Genomic DNA, 26,789 nt, shown 5'->3' with positions numbered 1-26,789 from the left:
TTACGCTGGCCTGAAGGCCAAGGGCAAAGCGAGCAAGGTGGCGCTCGTGGCGGTCATGCGCAAAATGCTGGTGATCCTCAACGCCCGTAAGCGAGACGCCGAGGTGGCCCTCGGCTGCCCCTGACAAGACAGTTGCTACTGACGCTGGGGCTCTCGCCGGTTGGCGGCCCGGCAAAACAAACGGCCCCGCATTGCGGGGCCGTATGCCTTCAGAGGTGCCGACATCCGACAGGGCCGGAACAGGGGGGATCCAGATGTTCCTGTCGGATATCGACGTAGAGCTTTTTGCGGCGGCTCGTGTCGTTTTTGTCACTTTGTGACGCGGGCCGTCACTGTCCGCGTAGATTGCGGCTTGGACCGTGTGAAATGCAAGACGGTTCAGCGCTCAACTGTGCGCTGCGTCGCACGATCCATGTTGCGCCAGGGGGAACCGTTCATCCTCGGCGCACTCGGTGCCGGGGCCGGGCGGGCCTGCGGTGCGGGCGCCGGCGGCTGCATGTTCGACTGCGGCGGGCGACGCATCGAATCCATGTTCCGCCACGGGGAACCGCCGTTGTACGACGGCCTCGGCGGCGGCGGACGGTTCTCGCCACCGTTGCCGGGCGGGCGCGGCGGCGGGCGGTGGTTGTGCGGCGGGCGGTAGATCGGGCGCGAGTAGTACGGGTTGCCATAGCCGCCGTAATAGCCGCCATAGCCACCGTAGTACGGGTAGCCGTAGTTGTAGGGATAGCCGGCCGGGTAGCGGTACTCCACCGACGGCGCGCCGTGGTAGTAGCCGCCACCGCGGCCACCGCCTACATAGTCGTAGGTGGTGCAGCCAGTCAGGCCCAACAACAGGCCACCGGCAAGCAACAGGCGCATTTTCATGGTGGGTCCCCCCAGAGGACGGATGTGCAGCCAGCTTCGTGCGCGGGCATTGAATCGGCCCTTAATTCGGCTGGCCAGGATGAATGGAGGCGTAGGGCTGCATGCTGGCATGACCTGTGCCCCGGTCGCCAGCGCGGGGGCATACGTTAATCTTGCGTCATGAGCGATTCACTGTTGCCCCGCGCCGATGATGTCCTGCTTGCTGCTGCGAGGATTGCCCCGCATGCCAGCGTGACCCCGGTGCTGCGCTCGCGCACCCTCGATGCAATGACCGGTGCGCAGTTGGCCTTCAAGGCCGAGCACCTGCAGCGTGGTGGCGCATTCAAGTTCCGTGGTGCCTGCAATGCGGTGTGGTCGCTGGATGCCGATCGCGCCAGTGCTGGTGTGGTGACCCATTCCTCCGGCAACCACGGCGCCGCGCTGGCCCTGGCCGCACGCACCCGGGGCATCCCCTGCCATGTGGTGGTGCCGGAGGGGGCGGTGGCCGCCAAACTGGCCAACATCGCCCGCCACGGCGCCACGCTCTGGCGCTGCCCGCCGACCATCGCCGACCGCGAGGCCACCTGCGCCAGGGTGCAGGCCGATACCGGCGCAACCCTGGTGCATCCCTATACGAACCCGGCGGTGATGGCCGGGCAGGGCACCGCGGCCCTGGAACTGCTGCACAGCGACGGCCCGTTCGACGCGCTGGTGGTGCCGGTGGGCGGCGGTGGCCTGGCCAGCGGTACCGCGCTGGCCCTGCAGCATGCCAGTCCGCAGACCCGGCTGATCCTGGCCGAGCCGGCCGGCGCCGATGACACCGCGCGCTCGCTGGCCATCGGCGAGCGCCAGGGCGCGTTCACCCCGGACACCATCTGCGATGGCCTGCGTACCCTGATCGGCGCGCCCAATTTCGAGTTGCTGCGCGCCGTCGGTGCCGAGGTGATCGTGGTCGATGACGCCGCGACGCTGGCGGCGATGCGCCTGCTGTGGGACGTGCTCAAGCAGGTGGTGGAACCCTCTTCGGCCACCGCGCTGGCTGCGGTGCTGGCGCAGCCGCAGCGCTTCGCCGGCCTGCGCGTGGGCCTGGTGTTGTCCGGCGGCAACGTCGACCTGCCGGCGCTGCGCTGGGGGGCGGCGTGAGCCGCGGGCGGCACCGCGAACGCACCGGCCTGCTGGGCTGGTTGTGGCGGCTGTTCGTGCTGCTGGTGATCTGGCTGCTGGGCGTGACCGCCTGGATCGTCTGGGTGGGTGAACGCGACCAGGCCGCCAAGGCCGACGCCATCATCGTGCTGGGTGCGGCCGCCTATGACGCCAAGCCGTCACCGGTGTTCGAAGAACGCATCCGCCACGGGCTGGATCTGTATGAAGCACGCTATGCGCCGCTGCTGATCTTCACCGGTGGCTATGGCGGCACCGGTGCGCGCTTCTCCGAGTCGCAGGTGGCGCGGCGCTATGCGCTGAAGCATGGCGTGCCGGACGATGCGATCCTGATCGAAACCGCTTCGCGCAATACCGTGCAGAACCTGGTTGAAGCCAAGCGGCTGATGGACCAGCGCGGCCTGCACCGGGTGATCGTCGTCAGCGATCCGCTGCACATGGCGCGCGCGCTGCGCCTGAGCAAGGCGCTCGGCATCGATGCGCTGGCCTCGTCCACGCCCAGCACGCGCTTCCGCAGCTTCCACACCAGCTGGCGCTTCCTGGTGCAGGAAATCTATTTCTTCCACCGCGACCTGGTGCGCCCGCCGTTGAGTTCGCCGGCCAATACCTGAGGGCGGAAGCCTGCGTTGGGCGCGGCGTCGCATTGGGTAGTGCCGGCCGCTGGCCGGCAGATGGCCATCATGGAATCGTGAGGTTGCCGGCCAGCGGCCGGCACTACCAGACGGTCAGGTCTGCTTGCGCCGGATCGGAATCGCCGACACCGCTCGGAATTGGCAGGTGCCAACCTTGGTTGGCACCATCTGTCAGATCGCGATGCTGCCGGCCAGCGGCCGGCACTACCAGACGATCAGGTCTGCTTGCGGCGGATCGGAATCGCCGACACCGCCCGAATTTTGTGGGTGCCGACCTTGGTCGATACAACCTGTCAGATCGCGATGCTGCCGGCACTGTGCCGACCAAGGTCGGCACCCACCAGAGCGATTCGCGTAAGGCGTCGCATTGGGTAGTGCCGGCCGCTGGCCGGCAGATGCCCACCAGGGAATCGTGAGGTTGCCGGCCAGCGGCCGGCACTACCAGACGATCAGGTCTGTTTGCGGTGGGTTGGAATCGCCGACACCGCTAGGAATTGGAGGTGGCAACCTTGGTTGGCACCATCTGTCAGATCGCGATGCTGCCGGCACTGTGCCGACCAAGGTCGGCACCTACCAGAGTGACGGCCGGCGCCTAGCGGAGCGATTCGCGTATGGCGTGGCATTTGGTAGTGCCGGCCGCTGGCCGGCAGATGCCCACCAGGGAATCGTGAGGTTGCCGGCCAGCGGCCGGCACTACCAGACGATCAGGTCTGCTTGCGGCGGATTGGAATCGCCGATACCGGCACCGAGGCGACGTCATGCCCGCCTTCGCGGATCGGCGCGCCCGGATCTGGCGCCCAGGCGTGGGCGTAGATCACTTCCCAGCTGCTGGGCAGCTTGCCGTCGGCACGGCGCATCGGCTCGTATGCAGCGGCGGCAGCGGCGAAACGACCACGCCCGGTCAGCGTATGGCGGCGGTCCACCCGCGCGTTGGTCGCACCCATCGCGCGCAGCTCGCGCATCAGCGAGGGCAGGTCGTCGTAGGTCAGGGTGAACAGATCGCGGTCCAGCACCGGGTCGCGGAAGCCGGCCATCATCAGCGCGTCGCCGAACTGGGCGATCTGCGCGAAGCGGCTCACGTGCGGACGATCATCGGCGGCGGCGAACGCTTCGTTGAGTTCCACCAGGGTTTCCGGGCCGAAGGTCGAGCACAGCAGCAGGCCCCCGGGCTTGAGCACGCGACGGAATCCGGCGAACACCGCCGGCAGGTCGTCCACCCACTGCAGGCACAGGTTGCTGAAGATCACATCCACGCTGTTGTCGGCCAGCGGCAGCGCGGCGGCATCGCCGCACAGGCGCTGGAACGGCTTCCACCACCCGGCTTGGCGCTTGGCCTGGTCCAGCATCGGCAGCGCCACATCCAGCGCGATCACCTGCGCCTTCGGCCAGCGCTTCTTCATCAACGCGCTGGCATGGCCGGTACCCGCGCCGATGTCCAGCACCACCTCGGGCTTGCGTGCCTCCAGGTAGTCCAGCGATTCGATCAGCCGCGACTGCACCTCGCGCTGCAGGGCGGCGGCGGCATCGTAGCTGCTGGCGGCACGCGCGAACGCGCGGCGGACGTGGCGGGCATCGAAGTGGGACGGCATTGCGAAAGTCTCTTAGAACGTACCGGGGTAGGCGCCGCCGTCGATCAGCAGGTTCTGCCCGGTGAGGTAACCGGCCTGCGCACTGCACAGGAAGGCGCAGGCGGCGCCGAACTCGTCCGGCGTGCCGAAGCGGCCGGCGGGAATCTGCTGGCGGCGGCGCTCGGCCACTTCGCCAGCATCGCCGTCCTTGCCCGCACTGTGGGCGAAGTTGGCGCGCAGGCGGTCGGTGTCGAACTGGCCGGGCAGCAGGTTGTTGATGGTGACGTTGTGGGCCACGGTGCGGCGCGACAGGCCGGCGACGAAACCGGTCAGGCCGCTGCGCGCGCCGTTGGACAGCGCCAGGATGTCGATCGGGGCCTTCACCGCCGACGAGGTGATGTTGACGATGCGGCCGAAGCCGCGCTCGATCATCGCGTCGACGGTGGCGCGGATCAGCGCGATCGGCGCCAGCATGTTGGCGTCCAGCGCGGCGATCCAGTCGTCGCGCTCGAAACTGCGGAAATCACCGGGCGGCGGACCACCGGCGTTGTTGACCAGGATGTCCACCTGCGGGCATGCGGCCAGTGCCGCAGCACGGCCGGCCTCGGTGGTGACATCGGCGGCGACCGCGCGCACCTCGGCGGCGCCGGGCACGGCACGCAGTTCTTCAGCGGCGATCTGCAGTGCAGCCTCGCCACGGGCCACGATCACCACGTTGACGCCCTCGCGCACCAGCGCACGCGCGCAGCCCAGGCCCAACCCCTTGCTGGCGCCGCAGACCAGTGCCCAGCGGCCGTTGATGCCCAGATCCATGCGTCAGTCCTGCGGAATTTGGAAGGTGCTCATTGTCCGCCATCAGCCGGCGACAGGGCGGCAACGAAGTGTTGCAGGGCGGCGGCCACTTCGTCGGCATGGCCAAGGAACGGCGCGTGGCCGCCGTGGGCGATGGTCAGCGCCTGCGCGCCCGGGGCCAGTGCTGCGGCGGCCTGCATCGCCACCGGAGACACCAGCCGGTCACGCTGGCCGGCGATCCACAGGCTGGGCTTGCCCAGCGTTGGCAGTGCGCCGCGCAGGTCAGTGCTTTCGAGCAGGCGCAGGCCTTCCAGCAGGGCGCGTTCGGTGGGCGCACCGCGCTCGACCAGGCGCTGGCGCAGCGTGCGCAGCTCCTCGCGGGCGTGCGCCGAACCCATTACGTCCAGCGCGAGGAAGCGTTCCAGCGTGCCGCCGAAGTCGGTCGCCAGCTCGCGGCCGAACTGCTCGAACACCGCCGGCTCCACCGCGTGCGGCCAGTCTTCGCCTCGCACGAAGCGTGGCGTGGCGGCGATCATCGCCAGCCCGCGCACCTTTGGCAGCGTGGCCGCCGCGTGCAATGCGAACAGGCCGCCCAGTGACCAGCCGCACCACACCGCCGGCGGCGTAGCCGCAGCAATGGCACCGACCACGAACGGCAGGCGCAGCGGCGTGGAGTCCTCGCGGCTGTGCCCATGGCCGGGCAGGTCGACAAGGTGCAGGGTGAACTGGTCCGCAAGCCGCTGCACCAGCGGCGCGAACACGCCGCCCTGCAGGGCCCAGCCGTGGATCAGCACCAGGTCCGGCCCACGGCCGGTGACGTCAATATGCATGGGCAACGACACGGAACTCAGGCAAAGACAGGCAGCGGCGGTGGCGCGGCTTCACGCACGGCCAGGGCCACGCGTTCACGCGCGCTGGCGATGGCCTCGACCAGGCCCCGCACCTGTTCCGGCGTGTGCAGCGCGGACAGTGTCACCCGCAGGCGCGCCTTGCCTTCCGGCACCGTCGGCGGGCGGATTGCACCGACCAGCCAGCCGGCCTGTTCCAGCGCCGTGGACATCGCCACGGCGGCGTGGTCATCGCCGCACAGCAGCGGCTGGATCGGCGTTTCCGAAGCCATCAGGTCCAGGCCGTGGCGACGCGCTTCACTGCGGAACAGCGCGATCAGGTCGGTCAGCTTGGTGCGGCGCCAGTGGTCGCGGCGCGCCAGGCGCACCGCTTCAAGCGCAGCGGCGGCCATCGCTGGTGGCACGGCGGTGGTGTAGATGTACGGGCGTGCGGTCTCGGCCAGATGCTCGATCAGGTCGTCGCGGCCCAGCACCAGTGCACCGGAACCGCCCAGTGCCTTGCCCAGCGTGACCAGCTGCAGCGGCACATCGTCCACGCCCAGTCCGGCGGCGGCCACGGCACCACGGCCATCACCGACCACGCCTACACCGTGCGCATCATCCACATAGAACAGCGCCTGCTGCAGGCGTGCCACAAGCGACAATGCACGCAGCGGTGCGATGTCGCCATCCATGCTGAAAACACCATCGGTGGCCAGCATTGCCGCGCCATCGGGCGCATGCTTGAGCTGACGCATTGCGCCTTCCGCATCCAGGTGCGGATAACGGCGCAGGCGTGCACCGGCCAACCGGGTGGCATCGAGCAGGCTGGCGTGGTTGAGCTTGTCCTGTACGCAGACATCGTTCTCTTCGCTCAGCAGCGCCTGCTGCACCGCCAGGTTGGCGGCGAAGCCACTGCCGAACAGCAGCGCACGCGGATAGCCAAGCCATTCGGCCACCTCGCGTTCCAGCGCCTCATGCAGGGCATGATGGCCGCAGACCAGGTGCGAGGCACCTGCGCCAGCGCCTTCGCGTGCGGCGGCGTCCTGCAGCGCGTTGACCACGCTGAACTGCTGGGCCAGGCCCAGGTAGTCGTTGCTGCAGAAGCCGGTCAGCCACTGGCCGTCCACTTCCAGGCGCACGCCATCGCGACGGGTGACCGTGCGTCGCGGGCGGCGACGGCCTTGGGCATCGCGCAGGGCGCGCTGGGCGTGGAGGCGGGCGGTCAGGTCGGGGCGGGCCATGGTGGCTGAATGCGTCGACGGGGCGGCTAGGGTAGCGCGTTGCCGCGGCGCCTGCTTGCGGCCCGTCTCAGGCCGCGTGAGCGCAGCCGCAGCCGGGCGTATCGGCACTGATGTCGGCGTGCACGGTGCCGCCGTGGTCGTGGCCCTCGGCATCCACCTGCACCGCCATCGGCTGCAGGCCCAGCCGGGCGAACAAAGCCAGGTCGCGCTCGCTCTCCGGGTTGCCGGTGGTCAGCAGTTTGTCGCCGTAGAAGATCGAGTTGGCACCGGCCAGGAAACACAGCGCCTGCAGTTCGTCGCTCATGGCTTCGCGCCCGGCCGACAGCCGCACCATCGAGCGCGGCATGGCGATGCGTGCCACCGCGATCATGCGCACGAACTCGAACGGGTCCAGCTCGGCACTGCCATGCAGCGGCGTGCCCGCCACCTGCACCAGCTTGTTGATCGGCACCGAATCGGGATGTGCCGGCAGCGAGGCCAGCGCCAGCAGCAGGCCGACGCGCTGCGCGCGCGTCTCGCCCATGCCGACGATGCCGCCGCAGCAGGTCTTCAGGCCGGCATCGCGCACGTGTTCCAGCGTATCCAGGCGGTCCTGGTACTGGCGCGTGTGGATGATCGAATCGTAGTAGTCCGGCGCGGTGTCGAGGTTGTGGTTGTAGTAGTCCAGGCCGGCGTCCTTCAGCGCACGCGCCTGCTCGCCACTGAGCATGCCCAGCGTGGCGCAGGTCTCCAGCCCCAGTGCCTTCACCCCGGCGATCATCGCCGCCACCTTCGGGATGTCGCGGTCCTTCGGCGATCGCCACGCGGCGCCCATGCAGAAGCGCGATGCACCGGCGGCCTTGGCCTGGCGCGCCTTGGCCAGCACCGCGTCGGTCTCCATCAGCTTCTGCGCGTTCACCCCGGTGCTGTAGCGCTGCGCCTGCGGGCAGTACGCGCAGTCTTCCGGGCAGCCTCCGGTCTTCACCGACAACAGCGTGGACACCTGCACCTGCGCCGGATCGAAGTGCTCGCGGTGCACCGCGGCGGCGCGGAACAGCAGCTCGGGAAACGGCAGATCGAACAGCGCCTGCAGTTCGTCGTGTTGCCAGTCGTGGCGGATGGCAGCAGCCATGGCGGGACCTTGGATACGAGTGGAGCGAGGGCGGCAGTGTGGGTGGGCGCGGGGAGGCTGTCAACCATCTGGATTTTAATTTGGTTTACGGGTCGTCGGCGCAATAGAGCATCGAGCGAAGCGCCGCATTTCACCGCATGCTGCAAGGTGTCCAGCCACAGTGGCCGCTCCCCAACGCAAGCGCTGGCACCCAGACTCTTACCCATGACCGATCTCCATCGCCTCCGCGGCCGCATCACCGCGCTGGTTCTCAGCGAGGCCTGGCGTCGCCGTGCCGCGCTCTGGGGTGGTGCCGTGGCCGTGGCGCTGGTGGCCATCCTGTTTGCCAAGGCCAGTGACGCCGCCTTTCATGTATTCCAGCGGATCACAACGCACTCGCCGTGGTGGGCCCTGCTGCTCACGCCGGGCATCTTCGCGCTGCTGGCCTGGCTCACTTCCGGCGTGCTGAAGCCCACGCGGGGCAGCGGCATTCCGCAGGTCATCGCTGCGCTGGACAAGGCCGATGAGCCGTTCCGGAAAACCAACCTTTCCCCAGCGGTTTCGGCCGGCAAGCTGCTGCTGACCTCGCTGTCGCTGCTGGGGGGCGCATCGGTCGGGCGCGAGGGGCCCACCGTGCACGTAGGCGCAAGCCTGATGTATCTGTTCGGCCGCTGGTTCGGCTTCAAGGATCCCCGCGAACTCTCGCATTTCCTGCTGGCCGGGGGTGCGGCGGGTATCGCGGCGGCGTTCAACACGCCGCTGGCCGGCATCGTTTTCGCCATCGAGGAGCTCAGCGGCCGCTTCGAGCATCGCTTCTCAGGCACATTGCTGACCGCGGTGATCGTCGGTGGCGTGGTGTCGCTGGGCCTGCTGGGCAACTACACCTACTTCGGCCATGTGAGCGCACGCCTGCCGCTCGGCCAGGGCTGGTTGGCGATCCTGCTGTGCGGCGTGGTGGCGGGCCTGCTGGGCGGGCTGTTCGCACGTGCGGTACTGGCCAGCGCGGCGGGCCGTCCGCGTTGGCTGGGGCAGCTGCGGCAGCGGCATCCGGTACTGCTGGCCGCGGGCTGCGGCCTGGTGGTGGTCGTGCTGGCCCTGGTGTTCGGCGAAGGCGCGTTCGGCACCGGTTACGAACAAGCGCGCAGCTTGGTGCAGGGCCAGGCGCTGGTCGGCCATGAGTTCGGGTTGATGAAGCTGCTGGCCAACCTGGCCTCGTACGTGGCGGGCATTCCCGGTGGCCTGTTCTCACCTGCGTTGGCGGTCGGCGCGGGACTCGGCCACAACCTGTCAGTGCTGATGCCGGGCGTGGACCCGCGCGCGTTCGTGTTGCTGGGCATGTGCGCCTACCTGACCGGTGTGACCCAAGCGCCACTGACCTCGGCGGTGATCTCGCTGGAGCTGACCGACAGCGGCGATCTGCTGCTGCCGATCCTGGCGACGGTGCTGATCGCGCGTGGTGTGTCCGGGCTGGTGTGCCGCGTGCCGATCTACCGCGGGCTGGCGGAGTTGTTGATGGCGCCGCAAGCAGAATCAGCTGATAGGCATCGCTGATTACCTTGATCGACAGGATCAATCAGGCCGCAATCTTCACTTTTGCAGTGAAGCTGATTCCGCGTTGCACCGTCTACCCGATGCCACGCGCGACGCAGAAGATGCGTCCACGCCGGGGCTGCACCCGGACCTGCATCGAGAGCGCGACCATGATCAACTGCCGTATCCGCCGCCTGGCGGCTGCCGTCCTGGCCCTGGCCAGTTCCCCCGCGCTGGCGATGTCCGGCGCGCCCCTGCTGCCCAGCGAGCGCAGCATCGGCACCCTCGAACCGGTGGCGCGTTTCGAAGGTGCCATGCCCACCAGCGTGGCGGTATCTGAAACCGGGCGGATCTTCGTCAACTTCCCGCGCTGGGGCGATGAGGTGGCCTACAGCGTGGCCGAGTGGCGCGATGGCCATGCCGTGCCCTATCCGGATGCGCGCATCAACCGCAAGGACGGTCCCGATCCGGCGGCCCACTTCATCAGCGTGCAGAGTGTGGTGGCCGATGGCCAGGGCCGGTTGTGGGTGCTGGATACCGCCGCGCCCGGGTTCTCTGCGCCACAGGCCGGCGGTGCCAAACTGGTGGCGATCGACCTGGCCACCAACACCGTGGCCAGGACGCTGGTGTTCCCGGCCAACGTCATCGACGCGCGCACCTATGTCAACGATGTGCGCTTCGATTTCCGGGTTGGCCGCGAGGGCGTGGCCTACGTGACCGACTCGTCGCTGAGCGGTATCGGCGGCATCATCGTGATCGACCTCGCCACTGGCGCCGCGTCCAAGCGCCTGGTCGGCCACGTATCCACCTCGGCCGATGCCGCCTTCGTGCCGATCGTGGAAGGGCGGCAGATGCGGCTGCGTAACGCCGACGGTTCGTCGGCGCCGTTCACCGTGGCCGCCGATGGCATCGCCCTGTCGCCCGATGGCGGCACCCTGTTCTACACACCCTTGTCCAGCCGTCATCTGTACAGCGTGCCGACCGCGCTGCTGCGCGACCCGAAGCTGAGTGAAGCGGAACTGGCGGCAGCGGTGGTCGACCTGGGCGACAAGGGCGCCTCCGATGGCATGGAGATGGACGCCAACGGGCGGCTGTATGCCAGCGACTACGAGCACAACGCCATCCATGCCCGCGACGCGCAGGGGCGATGGACGACGGTGGTGCACGACCCGCGCATCCTGTGGCCGGATACGCTGTCGATGGGGCCGGACGGCTATCTGTATTTCACCGCCAACCAGCTGCATCGACAGGCCGGCTTCAATGGCGGCGTGGATCGCCGGCAGAAGCCCTACATGGTGTACCGCACGCGTGTGGATGCCGCACCTGCGCCGACGCGGTGAAGTGCTCCGTAAACGGGTAAAGATGCCTACGGGTCAAGGAGCGTGCGTCTGATGGCCTCGGGGCAGCGGCGCGGTCACGCTGTAGCGCATGCCGACCCTGTTCAAGTCCACTCGCCTCCTGCAGGCGGCACTTCGTGTGCTGCTCCCGCTGCGCTGCCTGGTCTGTGGCGAGCCGGGCCACGATGAACTTGACCTGTGCCGCGCCTGCTTTGCCGAACTGCCCTGGGCCGGTCGTGCCTGCCTGCGCTGCGCACTCCCGCTACCCGGGAACGCCCTGATCGTCTGCGGGATCTGTCGCGAGGAGGTGCCGCCGCAGGCCGCCACACATGCCAGCCTGCTGTACCTTCCACCCGTGGATCAGCTGCTGGTGCGCTACAAGTTCCATCAGGATCTGGCGGCAGGTCGCCTGCTTGCGCAGCTGATGCAGCGCGCACCACCACCCTGGTCGTGCGCGCCGCTGGTGCCGGTGCCGCTGCATGGGCGGCGCCTGCGCCAGCGCGGCTACAACCAGGCCGCCGAACTGTGCCGGTTGCTGCCGATGCCGGTCTGGCAGGGCCTCTACCGGCGCCGCCACACCGCGCCGCAGTCCGAGCGCAGCGCAGAACAGCGCAGGGACAACCTCTTTGACGCATTCGGCACGCGCTTGTCGCCGCCGACACGGCTGACCGTGATGGACGATGTGATGACCACCGGCAGCACAGTGATGGAAATCGCCGAGACGTTGCGGCTGGCCGGTGCCAGGGACGTGCGGGTATGGGTGTGCGCACGTGTGCCGTAACGGCCGCAGCGATTGACGACGTATGACGGCTGCTGAAGGATGCCCATCCTTCAGCGTGTGGTGCTCGACTGCGTCGCCGCAATTGGTACACGGATGCAAAGACCCTAAAGTTCCGCGCACTCCCGCCGATAGCGGTTGGCGGTCGAGTCGGTGCTGGCCGCATGTTCTCTCTGCACGATGTCTGTTCACAGCCCCAGGTCTGTACCAATGCTGGACAAGGAAGTCGTTGATGGGTAACAGAAAAGCAGGATGCGGCATGCGTGCTGTTCTGGGCACCGCGGGACTGTTGTGGATCGGCGTCGTGCATGCACAGTCGGCCAGTCCCTCGTTCGCCGAGCAGCAGGAACTGCGCGAACGCGCCGAGCGCGAGGCGCGCGAGCGTGAGCAACGGCAGGCATTGCCGGATGTATCACGCGAACAGCCGGACGCCGCCACCGATCTGCATTCGCTGGAACTGCCGGACGAAGAACCGTGCTTCACCCTGCAGCAGCTGCAGCTTGACGGCGCGCATCTGGGGCAGTTCGCGTTCCTGCAGCGCTATCTCGACCGCTACCGTGGCCGCTGCGTGGGCCAGCAGGGCATCGCGCTGATCGTGCGGCGTGCTTCGGATCTGGCGCTGGCCAAGGGCTACGTGACCACCCGCATCGGCCTGCCCGAGCAGAGCCTGGGCAGCGGAACCTTGCGCCTGCAGCTGGTGCCGGGCGTGATCCGGCAGATCCGCTTCAACGCGGAAGAGGTACCCGATTCGATGTGGAAGAGTGCGTTTCCCGCGCGGCCGGGGGACGTACTCAATCTGCGCGCGTTGGAACAGGGCCTGGAGCAACTCAAGCGCGTTCCGTCGCAGGACGTGAACATGGAACTGGTGCCGGGCGAGGTGCCCGGCGAGTCGGACGTGGTCATCAGCATCCGCCACGGCAAGCGATGGCGTGCCTCGGTGTCGCTGGATGATGCCGGCAGCCGTGCGACCGGAAAGCAGCAGGTCGGCGCGACCGCGTGGGTAGACAACCTGGCTCGCGTCAACGACCTGCTCAGCATTGGCGTCAGCAGCGACGGCAGTGCCGACAAGGGCCGGGGTACCCACGGCTTCAATGCATCGTGGTCGGTGCCGCTGGGCAACTGGCGTTTCAGCACCAGCACCTACAGCTCGCGCTACAAGCAGACCATCGCCAGCAACGCCGACACGTTCGCCAGCACCGGCACCTCCAGCAACGTCGACCTGGCGGTGGAACGGCTGCTGGTGCGTGGCCAGAGCTACCGCAGCGGCATCGAGCTGCGCGTGGCGCAACGGTCGTCGCACAGCTACGTGGAAGGCGTGGAGATCGAAGGCCAGCGCCGGCGTACCACCTCGGTCGAGCTGGCGCTGCTGCACCGCCAGTACCTGGGGCGGGTCCAGGCAGATATCCGCCTGGCGCACCGCCGCGGCGTGCCGTGGCTGGGAGGCGATGATGACGCCGTGGGCCGTGATGACCTGGCGCCGACGTTCCGCTATGGGCTGACCACGCTGGATATCGGCGCCGGTGGCGCCCTGACATCCGGGCCGCGTCCGCTGGCATGGAACACCGCGCTCCGCTACCAGTGGAGCAAGGACACGCTGTACGGCTCGGAGTTCATCAGCGTCGGTGGCCGCTATACCGTCAACGGCTTCGACGGCGAGGTGCCACTCGGCGGCAGCCGTGGCGGCTACTGGCGCAACAGCATCAGCTGGATGGCACATCGCGCCATCGCGCCCTATGCGGGCATCGATATCGGCCACATCGAGCGCGACGACCGCCAGGGTATCGGCGGCGGAACCCTCAGCGGCGCCCACCTGGGTGCACGTGGCGAGCTGGGCGGATTGGCGTGGGATGGCTTCGTCGGCGTACCGATGAGCCGCCCGGCGTGGCTCAAGCATGAGGCACGCGGTCACGTGATCGGATTCCGCGCGTCCTGGCAGTTCTGATTCGACTGGAAGCACCGTCGCCACGTGGCGACGTGATCGGGTTGTTGTGTGTGCAGTTCCCCCCTGGGTTGATGGAAGCACCTGGCATGAAGAACGTATTCCGCAGTCTGTCCCTGTCCGCTTCGGGCGCCGGTTGGGCCACGCGCCTGCGCACCGCGATGGCGAGCGCCACGCTGGCATTCGCGTTCCTGGCCCCGGGCAGCTCGTTTGCCCAGGTGCAGGTACAGGCCGGCGAGCAGGCGCGGGCCGACCAGGCGGCGAACGGCGTGCCGGTCATCCAGATCAACCGGCCCAACGCGGGCGGCGTATCGCACAACCGCTTCCAGGACTACAACGTCGGGCGCGAGGGGCAGATCCTCAACAACAGCGCGAGCACCGTGCAGACCCAACTGGGTGGCTACATCCAGGGCAACGGCAACCTGCAGCCGGGCCAGTCGGCACGATTGATCCTCAATGAGGTGACATCCACCAACGCGTCACGCCTGCAGGGCCACATCGAGGTGGCGGGGCGCTCGGCGGCGGTGATCGTCGCCAACCCCAATGGCATCACCTGCGATGGCTGCGGCTTCATCAATACCACCCGTGGCACGCTGACCACCGGCACCCCGGTGTTCGGCAACGATGGCAGCCTGTCGGCGTTCCGGGTGTCGCGCGGAACGATCCGCCTGGAAGGCAACGGCCTGGATGCCGGCAACCTGGAAGGCGTCGACCTGCTGGCCCGCGCGGTGCAGCTCAACGCGGGCCTTTGGGCGCGCCAGGTGAACGTGGTCACCGGCGCCAACCAGATCGATGCCCAGACCCTGGCGACGCAGGCGATCACCGGAGAAGGCGAACGCCCGCAGTTCGGCCTGGATGTTGCCGCCCTCGGGGGCATGTATGCAGGGAAGATCCGGTTGGTCGGTACCGAGGCCGGCGTGGGCGTGCGCAGCACGGGCCAGATGGTGGCCGACGCAGGCGACTTCATCCTGACCCAGGCCGGCGATGTCCGCCTGAGTGGACGCACGGCGGCCGCAGGCCGCCTGCAGATCGAAACCGGCGGTGACCTGAAGGCCGACGGTACCCAGTACGCGCAGGGGGATCTTCAGATCCGTGCCCGGCAGGCGTCGCTTGCCGGTTCCACGTCGGCGGGCGCTGCGTTGGCCGTACGCTCCAACCAGAATCTGGACCTGGCCGGCAGTGCGCAGGCCGCGCAGATGCAGCTGGACGCCGGTGGCATGCTGACCCTGGCTGACACGGTGAAGAGCGCGGGCAGCATCGCGCTGGCTGCCGCACAGGTGCAGAACCATGCACAGGTGACCGCAGGCGCCGGGCTTGCCGTGCGCGCCGACACGCTGGCGCAGGACAAGGGCGCGCGCCTGGGCGCGCAGGCGCTGGACGTGCAGGTCCGCCAGGTGGACAACGCCGGCCTGCTGCTGGGCAACCAGGGCGTACGGATGCAGGCCGCGCAGCTGCACAACGCCGGCCAGCTGTACAGCGACGCCGACGTCGAACTCGACGCGGCCAGCATCGACAACGAGGGCATCATCGGTGCCGGTGCCAACCTGCGTGCAGCGGGCGACCGCATCACCCAGCTGAAGGACGCCGAGCTGTCTGCGGGCGTGCTGCTGAAGATCCAGGCGCGCCAGCAGCTGGACAACGCCGGACGCATCCTCTCCGAGCAGGCGCTGGAACTGTCTGCCGGCGGCGTGGACAACCAAGGCACCCTTGAGGCCCGCCAGGCCACGCTGACGGTCGATCGTCTGCGCAACAGCGGCACGCTGCAGGCAGTGGACCTGCTGGCATTGAAGTCCAACGCACGCATCGACAATGACACCACCGGCAGCATCCAGGGGGGCAAGGGCCTGCAGGTCGACGCCGATGTGCTGGACAACGCCGGCATCATCGGCAGCGCAGCCGATGCCCGTCTGTCCGTTGCCACGCTCGACAACCGCAACCGGCTTGAAGCCGGCGGCACCCTGACCCTGCAGGGCGGCGTCCTGCACCAGCAGGCGGCCGCCACGGCGCTGGCACGCGTGCTGGCCGTGGACGTGCAGAAGGTCATCAACGACGGTCGCCTGCATGGCCAGCAGGCAATGGACCTGCGCACCACTGAGCTGAGCAACAGTGGTGTGATCTACGGTCGCGACCGCTCACAGCTGCGCACCACCACATTGGACAATGCCGGCGTGATCGCCAGCGATGGCGCGCTTGACGTGCGCACCGACGCGCTGCACAACCGCGCCGGCGGCAACCTGTCCAGTGCGCAGTCGCTGCAGCTGGATGCGGTGACGCTGGACAACGCCGGCAACGTGTTCGCCAAGGGAGCACTGACGGCCAAGGCCGATGTGATCGACAACCGTGGCGACCTCTATGGCGCCGGCGATGTCGATGTCACCGTGCGCGATTCACTGGACAACCAGGGCAGTCTGGTGGCCGGCCAGACGTTGCAGGTGCGGGGCCGGACCCTGCGCAGCGAGGGTGAACTGGGCAGCGAGCGCGGCAACGTGCAGCTCAGCAGTGACCAGGCCCTGGTGCTGGGCGGGCGCACGTTGGCTGCCGGCACACTGACCGCGCACGCGGGCGGCAGCCTGGAGCAGTCGGGCAAGGTCTTTGCGCAGCAGGGCGTCGTGCTGTCCGCCGATGCCGGCGTGACGCTGAAGGGAACGATCGACAGCGCCGCTGATCTGCAGGTGCGCAGCGATGGCGACCTGGACAACGAGGCGGCGTTGTTCGCCAGCGGCGCGCTGTCGCTGCAGGCTGCGCAGGCACTGCGCACTGCGGCCGACGTTCAGGCGCGCACGGTCACGCTGCAGGCCGCCCAGGCCAGCAATCGCGGGCGCGTGCTGGCCTCGGGTGACATCGAATTGCGGGCGGGGCAGATCGACAACAGCGGCGTGATCGTGGCGGGCCTGCTGGCCGACGGCAAGGTCGGCAGCACCGGCAGCGTCACCCTTGATGCGCGTCAGCAGCTGCGCAACGCCGGCCAGATCAACGCCGGCCAGCAGGTTCACCTGCTGGGCGACAGCCTGCTGCTGGAGGGTGGCCAGGTCTGGTCCGGTGGCACCCTGCTGGCGCAGGCGCGCAGCGGTGAGTGGCGCAATATCGGCGGCAGCCTGACCGCCATCGGTCTGCTCGACCTGCGTGCCACCGACCTGCTGCGCAATGCGGGCAGGCTGCAGGGTACGCGCATCGGCCTGTTGGCGGCCGCGCTGGACAACAGCGCCGGCGAACTGCTGCAGACCGGCACCGATCCCTTTGAACTTGGCCTGACAGGTGCCCTGCGCAACACCGGCGGGCGCATCGCCGCCAATGCTGGCAGTGTCCACCTGAAGGCTGCGCAGCTGCTGAACCAGGGTGGCCGCATCGAGCATGCGGGCACGGGTGTGCTGAAGATCGAGACCGGCACACTGGACAACAGCAATGCCGGCCTGATCGTCGGCAACGGCGAGGCGGACGTGGCCGTTGCCGGGCGCCTCGACAACAGCGGCGGTACGCTCACCGCAGGCAGCGGGGCACGCGTAACCGGCACGGAGATCGTCAACACCGGTGGCCGGCTCGATGCTGGCGGCAACCTTACCGTGGACGCTGCCGGGGCGTTGGACAACCGCACTGGCACCATCGTGCAGCGCGGCTCCGGCCAGCTGCAGGTGCTGGCCTCCCAGCTGGACAACAGCAATGGCCTGCTGGGGGCCGAGGGCAATGCGCGCGTGACCAGCCGCACGGGCGACCTGCGCAACGTGGATGGCAACCTGTACGCCCGCCAGCAACTCGCGCTCGACGTGGCCGGTGCGCTGGCCAACCAGCGTGGCCTGGTCCACGGCGGCACCTCGCTGGATCTGCAGATCCGCCAGGCACTGGACAACAGCCAGGGCAACATCGAAGCACAGGGCGCTGCGAACATCCGCGCTGCCTCAGTGGGCAATCGTGGCGGCCGCATCGTGGCCAACGGCACCGGGCAGCTGTCGCTGGAATCGGCCGCTGCGCTGGACAACCGTGGCGGCACCCTGGGCAGCACCGGTGGTGCGCTGACGCTGACCGCAGGCAGCGTGGACAACCGCGCCGAAGGCGGCCAGGCCAAGCTGGTGGCCGGAACCGACCTGCGCCTGCAGACCGCATCGCTGGACAACGCAGGCAGCATGGTCCACGCCGCCAATACCCTGTACCTGGAGCGCGCCGGCGCACAGGTATTCAACGTTGGTGGCCAGCTCAGCGCAGGCAACCTGCTGCGCCTGGATCTTGCCGCGCTGGACAACAGCAACGGCCGGCTGCTCAGTCGCCAGAGCCAGCTGACGCTGGGCAGCCTGGCCAATGGTGGCGGCGAAATCAGCGCCTATGAAGCACTCGGCGCACGCCTGCAGGCCTTCAGCGGCATCGGCCGCCTGTTCGGCGGCAGCGAGCTGCGCCTGACGCTGGCGGGCGATTACGTGCATGGCAATGGCCAGCGCCTGGAGAGCAACGGGCTGCTGAAGCTGGACGTGGCCGGCGCACTGGTCAACCAGGGGCGCCTGGAGAGCAAGGGCACGCTTGAAGTCTCGGCGGCGCGGATCGAGAACACCGCTGGCGGGCAGTTCAACGCCACGGCAGGCAATGGCAGTGGTCGTGTCGCGCTGAGTACGGCCGGCGATTTCAGCAATGCCGGTCGCGTGGATGGCGATACGGTGGAGGTGTCGGCTGCCAACATCACCAACACCGGCACCGTGATGGGCAACGCGCTGGAACTGCGCGCCTCGCGCATCACCAACGGCCGCGACCTGGGCAACACGCTGGTCGCACGCGATTACAACGAAGGGCTGATGGCGGCCACCGGCCGCATCAACCTGTATGCCAACTACATCGACAACCTCGACGGCGAGCTCTTCAGCCTGGGCGACATCCGCCTGCAGGGCTGGAACGGCGGCAACGCCCAGCAGATCCGCAACCGTTCCGGGCGCATCCAGGCCGAGAACGATCTGATCCTGGCTGCACTGGGCGTGGCCAACGAGCGTCGTGTGCTGGTCACCCAGCACAAGGTCTACAGCGGCAACGAAGGCGCTGCCGACCCGGACAGCGGGACGTTCAGGGTCGACGGCATCGACGGCCCGGCGCCGCCGGGCAAGCTGTGCCCGGGCGACTGCGCCGTGCTGGAAGTCTGGACCGAGCACAAGGACCTGGTGCTGGAAGGCACCACCGTCATCGCCGCCAGCGCGGCATCGCAGCTGATTTCCGGTCGCGACATGCAGATGTCCGGCGGCTCGGTCGACAACCGGAACTCAGCCATCGCCGCCGGTCGCAACCTCTCGATCAACGGCCGCGGCTCATCCAACAGCGAAGACCCCAACGACTGGGCCGGCGTGGTCAACAACGAGGCGCTGGCCGGCTACAAGGTGGTCCAGCGCACGTCGACCATCGACTACACCTACCGCCCTTGCCCCAGCCGCTGCGACTTCGAGATCTATGGCGGCAGCCGCGCGCTGGGCACCAGCACGGTCACCAAGCAGGTCACGCTGGCCGGCGGCAATGCCAGCATCACCGCCGGCCGCAAGGTGCAGATCGAAGCGCGCGAGGTCAACAACGCCGTGGTCACCGCGCACAGCGGTGGCACACCGCTGGACGTTGCCGGTTGGCAGGGCAACAACGCCTACGCACCCGAACTGGGCCAGCAGCAGGGCGCCGGCGCGGTCGGCGGCAATGCTGGCGCACCGGGTGCACAGCAGGGCGTGGCCACCGGGCCTGCCAGCGCGCAGGCGCAGGGTGCGGGCACGGCCGGTGATACCGGCTCCCCGGGCCCTGGCCGTGTCACCACGGTGCCGCCGCCGCAGGTGGTGGGCAGCCCGCAGAATCCGCTGCCGGGCCTGTCGCTGCCCAGTGGCGGCCTGTACACGGTCAATCCGGGCAACCAGCGCTGGCTGGTGGAAACCGATCCGCGCTTCGCCAATTTCGGGCAGTGGATCGGCTCGGACTACATGTTCCAGCGCCTGAACCTGGACCCCGACAAGCAGCTGCGTCGGATGGGTGACGACTTCTACGAGCAGCGCCTGGTGATGGAACAGATCACCGGCCTGACCGGGCGTCGCTACCTGGATGCCGACCAGGGCGATGGCATGGGCCAGTACCGCGCCATGATGGATGCCGGCGTGACCGAAGCCGCGCGCCAGCAGCTGAGCGTGGGCGTGGCGCTGTCGGCCGAACAGGTGGCCGCGCTCAACGAAGACATCGTGTGGATGGTCGCCCAGGAAGTGGACGGCCAGAAGGTGCTGGTGCCGGTGGTGTACCTGTCCCAGGCCACCGCCAACCGCCTGCAGCTGGGGGGCGCCGCCATCGCTGGCGAGTCGGTGGAGATCCGCGCCGGCAATGTGTCCAACCAGGGCATGATCCGCGCCGATGATCGATTGACCATCGATACCGGCAGCCTGCTCAACGATCGCGGTGGCATTTCCGCGGGCGGCAATGCCCGCATCACCGCCGTGGAGGACATCCTCAACAACAGCGGCCTGATCCAGGGCGGCAACGTGGCCCTGGTGGCCGGCCGCGACCTGAAGAGTGTCAGCGGCATCGACGTGGCCAGCATCCGCAGCGGCGGCAGCCTGGCGCTGGAAGCCGGACGTGACCTGGCACTGGTCGGTTCGCAGACCCGTGCCCGCGGCAACGCGGCGCTGGAGGCCGGCCGCGACCTCAACCTCACCACGCAGATGCAGGGCGATGGCAGCCTGCGTCGCACCACGCTGGACGTGGGCGGCGGCCTGTCGCTGGACGCCGGCCACGATCTGAACCTGACGGCAGTGACCGCCAAGGCCGGCGGCAGCGTCCATGCCACGGCCGGCAACGACATCAACCTCAACGCACTGACCACCACCGAACAGGGCGGCTGGGCCAGCAACCGCTACACGCGCGAAACCCTCAACGCCAGCGGCATCGAGGCTGGTGGCTCGCTGGGCATGCAGGCCGGGCAGGACGTGAACCTGCAGGCCGCGCAGCTGAAGGCCGGCGACGGCCTGGCCGTGGTGGCCGGGCGCGATCTCAACCTGCAGGCCGAAACCACCACCAACACCAGCCAGCAGCAGAGCCGTGGCAAGCGTTTCTCGCAGACCACGCAGAGCATGGACGAGACCGTGCACGGCACTTCGCTGCAGGCCGGCGGTGACATTGCGCTGGTGGCCGGGCGCGATGCCAACCTCACTGCCACGCAGGTCGGCAGCACCGACGGCGGCATCAGCATTGCCGCTACGCGCGACGTGAACCTGCTGGCGGCGCAGGAGGACCACAGCTGGGAGCAGGAAACCACGCGCAGGAAGAAGGGCCTGCTGTCGAGCAAGACCACCACCACTTACGACGCAACCCGGGACAGTCTGGTGGTGGGCACCACGCTCAGCGGCGAGACGGTGACCATCGGCGCCGGACGTGACGTCGTCGCGCAGGCGGCGCAGGTGGCTGCCACCGGTGATGTGGTGGTGGCAGCCACCCGCGACCTCACCATCGGCACGGCCACCTCCACGCACAGCGAAGAGCATGACAAGACCGTCAAGCGCTCGGGCGTGTTCGGCGGCGGTGGCTTCAACCTGACCATCGGCCAGAGCAAGCTGGAAAAGGGCCTGGAGATCGAGCAGAGCGCGCCACAGGGCAGCCTGATCGGCTCAACCGATGGCCGGGTCAACCTGAGCGCCGGCAACACGCTGCACATCACCGGTTCGGACGTGCTGTCGAAGACCGGTACGCAGCTGGTGGGCGGGCAGGTGGTGATCGACGCGGCACAGGGCACCACTGACGTACACCAGAGCACCAAGCAGAAGAGTGCCGGTATCAACGTCGGGCTGACCGGCGGTGTGGTGGATGCCGCCCTGGCCGCCTACGGTGCGGCCAAGGCGGCCGGCAATGCGCAGGATGATCGCCTGAAGGCGCTGTACGCGGTGCAGGCGGCCAATGCCGCCGCTGGCGTCGGTGGCGCCATGCAGCAAGGCGCTTCCGGCGCCACCGACGGCGTGAGCCTGCGCATCGGCATCGGCGCCTCCAGTTCCAGTGCCAGCCAGACCAGCCACGACCAGTCGGCGGTGGGCAGTACCATCCGCAGCCAGGGCGACGTCAGCATCGTGGCCACCGCCGGTGACCTGAGCATCATCGGCAGCCAGGTGAAGGGTGACAACGTGGCGCTGGCCGCGCGGGACAACATCACCCTGCGCAGCGAAGCGGAAGACCACACGCAGTCGTCGAAGAACAAGAGCGGCAGCGGTGAGATCGGCTTCAGCATCGGTGCGCAGACCGGCTGGTACGTATCGGCCAGCACCGCCAAGGGCAAGGGCAGCGGCAACGGCACCACGCACGTCGAAACCGTGGTGGACGCCGACCGCAACCTGACCGTGATCAGTGGCAAGGACACCACGCTGCAGGGTGCCCAGCTGAGTGGCGACAAGGTGGTGGCCAGCATCGGCGGCAACCTGTCCATCATCAGCGAGCAGGACACCGACGACTACGCCAGCAAGCAGACCCAGGCTGGCGGCACCTTCGTGTATGGCAGCGGCGGCACCGTCAACATCGGCCAGCAGAAGGTCGAGAGCCACCTGCGCAGCGTGCAGGAACAGAGTGGCATCGTTGCCGGCAACGGTGGCTTCGACATCACCGTGGGTGGCAACACGCACCTGGAAGGCGGCGTGATCGGCAGTACTGCTGATGCGTCGAAGAACCGCCTGGATACCGGCAGCCTGACCGTTGTCGACATCGAGAACGAATCCCGCGCCAAGACCAGTGGCGGTGGCATCGGCACCGGTATGAGCAGCGGCGGTGGCATCAGTAACCCGCTGGGGAGCGCGGCCGGCGCGGGGCTGAGCCTGATGGGCGGCACCAAGAAGAACGACAGCAGTACCACGCGCTCGGACATCGCCGCCGGCACCGTGGTGGTGCGCGATGGCAATGAGAGCGCTTTGGCAGGTCTTGATCGGACCGCGACCGGCTTTGATACCGACAGCGCACTGTCGGCCGTTGACCTGCGCAAGATGCAGGAGCGTGCCGAGGTGATGCAGCTGGGTGGGCAGCTGCTGTTCAAGGGTGTCGGCGACCTGGGCGGCTACCTGAGCCAGAAGGCGGAGACCGAAGAAGGCAAGGCGTTCTGGGCCGACGGCGGCAACGGCCGCGCACTGCTGCACGGCATGGCCGGTGCGGCGATGGCCGCATTGGGTGGTGCGGATGCGCTGAACGGCGCGGTGAGTGCTGCTGGTGCGGAGAAGGCCAAGATCGCGATCTCGGAATTCCTCGAGAGCAACAAGGGCAACCTGAGCTGGGAGGACTACCAGTCGCTGATGGAAGTTGGCAGCGCGATGGTGGGCGGGGCTCTGGGTGGAAGCACGGGCGCCAACATTGCGGTGACCGGGGATCGGTTCAATCGGCAGCTGCATCCGGATGAGGTGAAGTGGATCAACATGAATGCTGCCGCGTTCGCCGCCCAGGAAGGCATCAGCGAAGCAGAGGCGGTACGCAGGCTGACCACGGAAGGTGCTGCGCTTGTTGATGCAAAGGTCGCCCGATTGGTGGGCATCGAGAACGTTGATTTGGAAGCCACTGACTTCCTGAGCAAGATGGGCGGGGCATACGGGTTCGGCGCGACGGAGGCGGAATACAAAAACTTCAACCTCTATGGCAACGATCTGCTCAACGACGATGCACTGTACAGGCAGGTCATCGGATCCCTGCTGTCCTCCGGCGTATCCAAGGACGACATGCAGCTCAAATTCTATGATCTGAACAACCTGCGCGGAACGAAGATCCGGGGAGGTGACGGCTGGACGATGATGGGGACCTTCAGTGGCGACATTGGCGCCGCTGGTACCGTGATCGCCAGCGTAGCCAAGGGCGACGGCAACGGTGCTGCCATCGGCGCAGCGTCGTTCCTGATCCCGGTGCGGTTGCCTGGAGCGAAGATCGTTGGTGAAGTGGGCGCGGAGATCGCCGGGGCCGCGACCAAGCAGGGTGTGCTCAAATCTGAGGAGATCCTGAAGTCGGTGCAGAATGCAGCGGCTGAGACGACTGAGCGAGCAGTTAAGAGTAGTCCGAGCTGGAAGGGATCTGGCCCGGTAGATGGTGTTCTAGCCTTGGAGCCGGGCTCTGTATCGTCTACAGCAATCCAAAACTATTTCCCTGGCACAAGAAGTAAGGCGATCGAGTTTGTTTTCGATCCGAAAACAAACAAATTTGCAGTGGGTAAGCCTAAGGCGAATCTGGGCGGCTCCCCTCATGAGCAGCTGGGCGCTAGTATTGGTGGGAACCCCCAGGAACTAGTAGGGGGCATGTTCTCCAGGGGGAAGAATGGCGAGATAATAACCAACGAGCATAGCGGGCACTACTGGATGAACTGGAGTCCGGAGGTTCGCGCTCAGTTTGAACAGGCAATGAAAAATTATGGGATTGAGATTAAGCATGGTGCTGGAATGTAATTTATGAATATTCCGCCGGAGAGAAAATTCCTGGGTAACGGTCTCGTCATTTTTAGTGACGGGATGGGGGTGTGGCGACTTGAGGGGCCATCAGTATCATTTTCCCTTGAGGGAAAGGAGGCGCTCAGGCGTGCGATTACTCTTCTTGAGTTTCCATTTGAAAAGGTAATTTCGGATTTGGGTCGGAATTTCCCATATCCTCTTTTGGTTCAAATTGGCTTGAATCATGACTCTGACTACTGGATAGGGTTGGCGCTTTCTTGGGTTCCATTCTTGGCTAAGCAAGACGTTGAACTAATTATCGATGACTTGAATTCTGTTGCCTTCGACAAAAAAGTTTCACAGAAAAATAGGGTCATGGCTAAGAGGGAAATAACAAGGGTGAGAAACATGTAGAAGCTAGGGATCCTCTGAACAATTCCGCCCCTGGTCTGGCGCGATCACTTTTGCGGCCCGCTGCGCATCTGACGGGACGGAAAATCAATGACGTACAGCGCAGCGACACCCGTCCATCAGCTTTCAATGGCCCGTCTCGGGATTTGTTCAGGGCATCCCTAGCGGCCGCGGCAGCGTCAACATCGACCAGCAGAAGGTCGAGAGCCACCTGCGCAGCGTGCAGGAACAGAGCGGCATCGTTGCCGGCAGTGGTGGCTTCAACATCACCGTAGGCGGCAATACGCACCTGGAAGGCGGTGTGATCGGCAGCACCGCCGATGCCTCGAAGAACCGCCTGGATACCGGCAGCCTGACCGTTGTCGACATCGAGAACGAATCCCGCGCCAAGACCAGTGGCGGTGGCATCGGCAAGATGGTCGGATGGTATATATTCAAGAGAGTACAGGTACCGTTGTCTTTAGAAATCCAAACGGTGGAGAAGGAATCGCGTTCCAGCCTGAGAACTGGAAAGGCTATATCTCCACTCTCCCGACTCAATCAGTTCCATACTGAGAGTTCAATGAAATTAGATAGAATTAACGATGCGGACCTTATTCTGTACCTAAACTCCCGAGAGCTCGAGCTGGTTCTATCATGCATTCGAGAGTCATTTGCAACATTGAATGGGAAGGAGTATGAACTGAGGGTTGGAGTTCCAATTGATGAGGCTGTAAAGATGGCCGTTGAGCTAAAGGATATTATGGAGCGTGAGGGGTTGGGTGGGTAATTGAGATAATTTGGTCCTTCGGGTCATGCGGTGAATGTAGCGGTGCAGGACACACCGGGGGCGACCCGCAGAGCAGACTTGCATCGCAGGACTGAGCTGGCCTGGACAGTGCGAAGAGGAATGACAGCAGCACCACCAGTACTCACATTGCCGCCGGCCGGGTGGTTGCGGAGTCCAAATGAAGGTCGAAGCAGGCCTTGATCTAACGACCGCGGTACTTGACGCTCATATCCCTGGGCACATCGATCCAAGACTAAGCCGATCCAGAACCACCGTGATCCCCCTCTTCATCACAACGGGCTACGATGAACCCGATTCCGGATCGATGGAGTAGCCATGAATTCCCCCTTGTCTCCCCTGTTGTCGGCAATCGGCCGTAGCTGGTGGATCCTCCTGCTGTATGGCCTGGTCGCTCTCGGCTTCGGCATCATCGCCATCGGCTGGCCACTGTCCGCAGCCATGGCACTGGCCTGGACGCTGGGCGTGATGGCCATCATCGAGGGTGTCATCAGCTTGTTCGCCCTGATCAGTGGCGGTAGCGGCGCTTCGCGCGGCTGGCTTGCGCTGTATGTCATTGCTTCGTTGGGCTTCGGCATCCTGGCGGTGATCAATCCGCTGGCAACGGCCAGCGTGCTGGTGCTGTTCCTGGCGGCGTGGCTGCTGGTGGCCGGCATCTATCGCATCGTGTTCGCGATCCGCGTGCGCAAGCAGATCCAGGGCGAATGGTTGCTGATCCTCAGCGGCGTGCTGGCCGTGGTGCTGGGCCTGTTGTTTGCGGCCAACCCGTATGCCGGCGTGGCGGTCACCACGCTGTGGATCGGTATCGGCAGCCTGCTGTACGGCCTGCTGCAGGTGCTGGTGGCATTCAAGCTGCGGAAGCTGAAGTGAGAACGGCGCTTCCGATGTTGGTGGGCGTGGCCTTGACCCTGGCCGGCTGCATGCCGGGCGCCACGCCCGCAGTGCAGACAGTCGAGCGCCATGCACCGCGCCCCGGTGTGGATGTGCGCCTGAGCGCGGTCGATGCGGATGGCAAGGGCACGCAAGCGCAGTGGCAGGGCGAGACCCTGGCGCTGCGCGAGCCGCCGATTGCCGACAGTGCAGATATCGCCGATGTGCGCTATGTGCTGGACGCGGGCCAGGAGCCCGGCCTGCAGATCCGGTATCGGCCAGAAGCACGCCAACGCATCCACGATGGCACGGCAGCACTGGTGGGCCAGCGAGCAGCGATCAGTGTGGATGGCCGCGTGCTGATGGTGGCGACGGTGAAAGGCCCGTTCGGTGAATCGATGATGCTGAGCGGGCTGCCGAGCATTGCCGAGGCACAGGAGATTGCCAGGCACATCACCGGGAAATGATGGGAGGCGGTAGAGTCGACTGTTAGTTGTGTAAACCCACCACGTTGTTCAGCAGGACTCTGGAAATAGGTGGCTGGCCACCGATCCCCATGTGAGGGCGGTGCCAGTTGTAGTGGTGCAGCCATTGGGTCAGCACGGAATTGCGCTGG

At 66.9% G+C, this 26,789-nt stretch carries 17 protein-coding genes and 2 pseudogenes; 12 read left to right on the top strand and 7 right to left on the bottom strand.

Annotated features, from left to right (window positions below; translation table 11 throughout):
- Window positions 1–124, top strand: a pseudogene (locus tag AC5P9F_RS20255) (IS110 family transposase); the annotation flags it as partial.
- Window positions 125–378: 254 nt separating this feature from the next.
- Here AC5P9F_RS20255 and AC5P9F_RS20250 read toward each other — a convergent pair.
- Window positions 379–867 carry a hypothetical protein gene (locus AC5P9F_RS20250; RefSeq protein ID WP_024958802.1) on the bottom strand — a complete coding sequence of 163 codons (489 nt, stop codon included), beginning with the start codon at window positions 865–867 and terminating at the stop codon, window positions 379–381.
- 159 nt (window positions 868–1,026) lie between these two features.
- Between AC5P9F_RS20250 and AC5P9F_RS20245 the strand changes: the two genes are divergently transcribed.
- Both AC5P9F_RS20245 and AC5P9F_RS20240 read left to right on the top strand, forming a co-directional pair.
- Window positions 1,027–1,989: a pyridoxal-phosphate dependent enzyme gene (locus AC5P9F_RS20245; protein WP_242875075.1), complete on the top strand. Its 963-nt coding sequence runs from the start codon at window positions 1,027–1,029 to the stop codon at window positions 1,987–1,989.
- Window positions 1,974–2,618: a YdcF family protein gene (locus tag AC5P9F_RS20240; protein ID WP_024958800.1), complete on the top strand. Its 645-nt coding sequence runs from the start codon at window positions 1,974–1,976 to the stop codon at window positions 2,616–2,618. The genes AC5P9F_RS20245 and AC5P9F_RS20240 overlap by 16 nt, the downstream gene beginning before the upstream one ends.
- 725 nt (window positions 2,619–3,343) lie before the next feature.
- On the opposite strand, the gene bioC is transcribed toward AC5P9F_RS20240, so the two are convergent.
- The 5 genes from bioC to bioB all read right to left on the bottom strand — a co-directional run bounded on the left by bioC (window position 3,344) and on the right by bioB (window position 8,181).
- A complete protein-coding gene (gene bioC, locus AC5P9F_RS20235) occupies window positions 3,344–4,228 on the bottom strand; it encodes a malonyl-ACP O-methyltransferase BioC (protein WP_005414800.1) in 885 nt (294 codons plus the stop codon).
- Window positions 4,229–4,240: 12 nt separating this feature from the next.
- Window positions 4,241–5,020 carry an SDR family oxidoreductase gene (locus tag AC5P9F_RS20230; RefSeq protein WP_049418756.1) on the bottom strand — a complete coding sequence of 260 codons (780 nt, stop codon included), beginning with the start codon at window positions 5,018–5,020 and terminating at the stop codon, window positions 4,241–4,243.
- Between the two features lie 29 nt (window positions 5,021–5,049).
- Window positions 5,050–5,829, bottom strand: coding sequence for a pimeloyl-ACP methyl ester esterase BioH (gene bioH / locus AC5P9F_RS20225; RefSeq protein ID WP_088611076.1), 780 nt, complete (start codon window positions 5,827–5,829; stop codon window positions 5,050–5,052).
- 17 nt (window positions 5,830–5,846) lie between these two features.
- Complete coding sequence (bioF, locus tag AC5P9F_RS20220; RefSeq protein WP_088611077.1) at window positions 5,847–7,070, bottom strand: 8-amino-7-oxononanoate synthase; 1,224 nt, start codon at window positions 7,068–7,070, stop codon at window positions 5,847–5,849.
- 67 nt (window positions 7,071–7,137) lie between these two features.
- Complete coding sequence (gene bioB, locus AC5P9F_RS20215; protein WP_005414796.1) at window positions 7,138–8,181, bottom strand: biotin synthase BioB; 1,044 nt, start codon at window positions 8,179–8,181, stop codon at window positions 7,138–7,140.
- Between the two features lie 204 nt (window positions 8,182–8,385).
- Between bioB and AC5P9F_RS20210 the strand changes: the two genes are divergently transcribed.
- From AC5P9F_RS20210 to AC5P9F_RS20170, 9 genes and pseudogenes are all read left to right on the top strand, one after another.
- Entirely contained in the window at window positions 8,386–9,711 is a 1,326-nt protein-coding gene (locus AC5P9F_RS20210) for a chloride channel protein (RefSeq protein ID WP_043034227.1), read from the top strand.
- A 149-nt stretch (window positions 9,712–9,860) separates the two neighbouring features.
- Window positions 9,861–11,030 carry an L-dopachrome tautomerase-related protein gene (locus AC5P9F_RS20205; RefSeq protein WP_076739880.1) on the top strand — a complete coding sequence of 390 codons (1,170 nt, stop codon included), beginning with the start codon at window positions 9,861–9,863 and terminating at the stop codon, window positions 11,028–11,030.
- A gap of 88 nt (window positions 11,031–11,118) precedes the next feature.
- Window positions 11,119–11,808 (top strand): ComF family protein, encoded by a 690-nt coding sequence (locus AC5P9F_RS20200; protein ID WP_308679412.1) that lies wholly within the window; start codon window positions 11,119–11,121, stop codon window positions 11,806–11,808.
- A gap of 256 nt (window positions 11,809–12,064) precedes the next feature.
- The gene (locus AC5P9F_RS20195) at window positions 12,065–13,747 is read left to right on the top strand and encodes a ShlB/FhaC/HecB family hemolysin secretion/activation protein (protein WP_227860347.1); all 1,683 of its coding nucleotides are present in this window, start codon (window positions 12,065–12,067) and stop codon (window positions 13,745–13,747) included.
- 86 nt (window positions 13,748–13,833) lie between these two features.
- A complete protein-coding gene (locus AC5P9F_RS20190; RefSeq protein ID WP_308679409.1) occupies window positions 13,834–24,123 on the top strand; it encodes a hemagglutinin repeat-containing protein in 10,290 nt (3,429 codons plus the stop codon).
- Between the two features lie 3 nt (window positions 24,124–24,126).
- Window positions 24,127–24,519: a hypothetical protein gene (locus tag AC5P9F_RS20185; protein WP_143569551.1), complete on the top strand. Its 393-nt coding sequence runs from the start codon at window positions 24,127–24,129 to the stop codon at window positions 24,517–24,519.
- 169 nt (window positions 24,520–24,688) lie between these two features.
- Window positions 24,689–24,928, top strand: a pseudogene (locus AC5P9F_RS20180) (hypothetical protein); the annotation flags it as partial.
- A 693-nt stretch (window positions 24,929–25,621) separates the two neighbouring features.
- Window positions 25,622–26,173: an HdeD family acid-resistance protein gene (locus AC5P9F_RS20175; RefSeq protein WP_005411507.1), complete on the top strand. Its 552-nt coding sequence runs from the start codon at window positions 25,622–25,624 to the stop codon at window positions 26,171–26,173.
- Window positions 26,170–26,640 (top strand): SecDF P1 head subdomain-containing protein, encoded by a 471-nt coding sequence (locus AC5P9F_RS20170; protein WP_024958687.1) that lies wholly within the window; start codon window positions 26,170–26,172, stop codon window positions 26,638–26,640. The genes AC5P9F_RS20175 and AC5P9F_RS20170 overlap by 4 nt, the downstream gene beginning before the upstream one ends.
- A 22-nt stretch (window positions 26,641–26,662) precedes the next feature.
- Here the strand turns inward: AC5P9F_RS20170 and AC5P9F_RS20165 are convergent.
- Window positions 26,663–26,789: integrase core domain-containing protein (locus tag AC5P9F_RS20165; protein WP_146257439.1), on the bottom strand; the 127-nt coding region annotated here is incomplete at its 5' end.

It is taken from the genome of Stenotrophomonas sp. YJH_SMC_4 (genome assembly GCF_059371575.1).
This window is presented reverse-complemented; position numbering and strand designations above follow the sequence as displayed.

Excerpts from the sequence above, each read along its gene's own strand:
- AC5P9F_RS20250 (WP_024958802.1), bottom strand. The coding sequence starts at position 867 with ATGAAAATGCGCCTGTTGCTTGCCGGTGGCCTGTTGTTGGGCCTGACT.
- AC5P9F_RS20245 (WP_242875075.1), top strand. The coding sequence starts at position 1,027 with ATGAGCGATTCACTGTTGCCCCGCGCCGATGATGTCCTGCTTGCTGCT.
- bioC (WP_005414800.1), bottom strand. The coding sequence starts at position 4,228 with ATGCCGTCCCACTTCGATGCCCGCCACGTCCGCCGCGCGTTCGCGCGT.
- AC5P9F_RS20230 (WP_049418756.1), bottom strand. The coding sequence starts at position 5,020 with ATGGATCTGGGCATCAACGGCCGCTGGGCACTGGTCTGCGGCGCCAGC.
- bioH (WP_088611076.1), bottom strand. The coding sequence starts at position 5,829 with ATGCATATTGACGTCACCGGCCGTGGGCCGGACCTGGTGCTGATCCAC.
- bioF (WP_088611077.1), bottom strand. The coding sequence starts at position 7,070 with ATGGCCCGCCCCGACCTGACCGCCCGCCTCCACGCCCAGCGCGCCCTG.
- bioB (WP_005414796.1), bottom strand. The coding sequence starts at position 8,181 with ATGGCTGCTGCCATCCGCCACGACTGGCAACACGACGAACTGCAGGCG.
- AC5P9F_RS20210 (WP_043034227.1), top strand. The coding sequence starts at position 8,386 with ATGACCGATCTCCATCGCCTCCGCGGCCGCATCACCGCGCTGGTTCTC.
- AC5P9F_RS20205 (WP_076739880.1), top strand. The coding sequence starts at position 9,861 with ATGATCAACTGCCGTATCCGCCGCCTGGCGGCTGCCGTCCTGGCCCTG.
- AC5P9F_RS20200 (WP_308679412.1), top strand. The coding sequence starts at position 11,119 with ATGCCGACCCTGTTCAAGTCCACTCGCCTCCTGCAGGCGGCACTTCGT.
- AC5P9F_RS20195 (WP_227860347.1), top strand. The coding sequence starts at position 12,065 with ATGCGTGCTGTTCTGGGCACCGCGGGACTGTTGTGGATCGGCGTCGTG.
- AC5P9F_RS20190 (WP_308679409.1), top strand. The coding sequence starts at position 13,834 with ATGAAGAACGTATTCCGCAGTCTGTCCCTGTCCGCTTCGGGCGCCGGT.
- AC5P9F_RS20185 (WP_143569551.1), top strand. The coding sequence starts at position 24,127 with ATGAATATTCCGCCGGAGAGAAAATTCCTGGGTAACGGTCTCGTCATT.
- AC5P9F_RS20175 (WP_005411507.1), top strand. The coding sequence starts at position 25,622 with ATGAATTCCCCCTTGTCTCCCCTGTTGTCGGCAATCGGCCGTAGCTGG.